The 1745-nt window shown below is 72.0% G+C and carries 2 protein-coding genes and 1 pseudogene; all 3 read right to left on the bottom strand.

What is annotated here, in order from left to right; translation table 11 throughout:
- Positions 1 to 509, bottom strand: a pseudogene (locus AB0M20_RS41820) (ABC transporter permease); the annotation flags it as partial.
- Between the two features lie 32 nt (positions 510 to 541).
- Positions 542 to 1321, bottom strand: coding sequence for an ABC transporter ATP-binding protein (locus AB0M20_RS41815; RefSeq protein WP_364306906.1), 780 nt, complete (start codon positions 1319 to 1321; stop codon positions 542 to 544).
- 64 nt (positions 1322 to 1385) lie between these two features.
- Positions 1386 to 1607 carry a hypothetical protein gene (locus AB0M20_RS41810; RefSeq protein WP_364306904.1) on the bottom strand — a complete coding sequence of 74 codons (222 nt, stop codon included), beginning with the start codon at positions 1605 to 1607 and terminating at the stop codon, positions 1386 to 1388.
- Between the last annotated feature and the right edge of the window lie 138 nt (positions 1608 to 1745).

The raw sequence follows: 1745 nt of genomic DNA, 5'->3' as shown, positions 1-1745 counted from the left end.
AGCACCGTCGCCAGGTCACGGGCCCGCCGCGAGCGCAGCGCGGTGGCGAACGCGCTGGTCACGGCCCGGCTCACCGCCACGCAGAGCAGGAGCCCGGCAAAGACGCCGACCAGCTGAACCAGTGCCGCCCCCGCCCCTCCCAGCGTCGCCGCCGACTGCACCGAGCCGAGCGTGGCGAGCAGCGTGGCGATCGCCGGCACACCGGTCAGCGCGGCGGCGAAGACGCCGGTGATCAGCGTCCGGCGGCTCAGCGGCAGCAGCGCGAACCGGGCCGGGTCGAGCGACTCGTCCACCCCGAAGAACACCAGCGGCAGGAACAGCCAGCCGAGCACCAGCACCGCGCCGGCCAGCGGCATCATCACGGTCGCCGCCCGCGTCTCGCCGAGCAGGCCCGGGATGGCCAGGATCATGTATCCGCCGAAGGCGCCGAAGCAGCCCAGCACGATGCCGAGGACGAAGAGGGCCACCCGCGTGGTGCGGCCGCGCAGGCCGTTCAGGGTGAGACGCATCTTGAGCCGGACGAAGGTCGCCGGCGAGGCACTCACAACCACGCGAGCTCCGAGCCGGTGGCCGTACGCCCGCCGACCACCTGCACGAACACGTCCTCCAGCGACCGGTCGCGGCGCACCTCGGCGAGCGTGCCGCCGACCCGGATCCGGCCCTCGGCCAGGATCGCGACGTGGCTGCACAGCCGCTCGACGACCTCCATCACGTGGCTGGAGAAGATCACCGTGCCGCCGCCGGACACGTACCGCTGCAGGATGTCCCGAATCAGCGCGGCCGACACCGGGTCGACCGCCTCGAACGGCTCGTCCAGCACGAGCAGCCGGGGACCGTGCAGGAGCGCGCAGGCCAGGCCGATCTTCTTCCGCATCCCGGCCGAGTAGTCGACCACCAGCGTGCGGTTGTCGACGCCCAGCTCGAGCACCTCGAGCAGCTCCCGGGCCCGCTGGTCGATCGTCGCGGGGTCCATTCCGCGCAGCAGCCCGTGGTAGGCGAGCAGCTCGGCGCCGTTCAGCCGGTCGAAGAGACGCGCGCCGTCGGGCAGCACGCCGATCAGGGCCTTGGCCGACGCCGGGTCGGCCCACACGTCGTGGGAGAGGATCTCGGCGCGGCCCGCGTCGGGCCGCAGGAGCCCGACGGCCATGGACAACGTCGTGGTCTTGCCCGCGCCGTTGGGGCCGAGCAGGCCGAAGAAGGAGCCGGCCGGGACGTCGAGGTCGACCCCGGCCACCGCCAGCTTGCTGTCGAACCGCTTGACCAGGCCGCGCAGCCTGAGCGCGATCGCATCCGATGGCGTTCGCTGCATCGGCACCGTCATTGCACGAACCTAGACGTACATGACGGCCCGGACCAATGGGTCCGGGCCGTCATACCCCATGGGCTCAGCCGATCTTCTCGATCACCGCTCGCCGGATGAGGAACTTGCCGGGCTCGCGGACCTGCTCGAAAGCGGCGTTGTTCAGCAGCACGCAACTGCCGGACGTGGTCTCGACCTTGACCGTGGTGCTCTTGTTGTTGTCCAGGTTCGTCACCTTGAGCGTGGTGCCGATCGGGAAGGTGCCGCTGGACGCGAAGGGTGCGCCGGCCTCGCCGGACAGGGTCACGGTCGAGCCCTTGCAGACGACCTCGCCGTTCCCGCCGCCCTGAGCCGGCGGCTGCGCGGGCTGCTCGGCCGCCGGCGGCTTCGCGGCAGGCGGTGGTCGACCTGATCAACCAGCGCCGGGCGACCGCGGGCTGCACGG

This window comes from Actinoplanes sp. NPDC051633 (assembly GCF_040681735.1).
In the GTDB taxonomy this organism is placed as follows: Bacteria; Actinomycetota; Actinomycetes; order Mycobacteriales; family Micromonosporaceae; genus Actinoplanes.
Note: the sequence above shows the minus strand (reverse complement) of the source record. Positions and strands in the feature narration are given on the sequence as shown.

Bases quoted from the DNA above. Each gene is read 5' to 3' on its own strand.
- AB0M20_RS41815 (WP_364306906.1), bottom strand. From the start codon at position 1,321: ATGACGGTGCCGATGCAGCGAACGCCATCGGATGCGATCGCGCTCAGG.